Origin of the sequence: Pseudoalteromonas sp. GW168-MNA-CIBAN-0100 (assembly GCF_040309225.1) — a bacterium.
GTDB classification, from domain to species: domain Bacteria; phylum Pseudomonadota; class Gammaproteobacteria; order Enterobacterales; family Alteromonadaceae; genus Pseudoalteromonas; species Pseudoalteromonas arctica.
On sequence record NZ_JBEOOL010000696.1, the window covers coordinates 1 to 263 of the forward strand.

The window sequence follows — 263 nt, forward strand, 5'->3', positions numbered from 1 at the left end:
GTATGACCCTTCATAGGCTTATCAATGTACAGCGTTGAGACAGTGGGAGCATCAAAGCCTGTTAGCCACATAGCACACACAAAAACCAATTGTAATGGATGCTCAGCGTCCTTAAAGTCATCTTCTATATCTCGACTATTGGGTTGCTGCTGCGTCAGTCTATTGATATGCTTTTGGATTTCCAGTCCCTGCTTTTCAAACCGCTCTTTTTCAGAGGCAGGACTGCTTATAACGACTGCCATTTCGATACTTTGCATATACTT

Annotated in this window: 1 protein-coding gene; it reads right to left on the bottom strand. The window is 43.0% G+C overall.

Features of this window, described 5'->3' with window-relative positions; genetic code table 11:
- The coding region (locus tag AAEY62_RS23060; RefSeq protein WP_350636760.1) for a type I restriction enzyme subunit R domain-containing protein at positions 1 to 242 on the bottom strand (242 nt) is incomplete at its 3' end.
- Positions 243 to 263 lie beyond the last annotated feature (21 nt).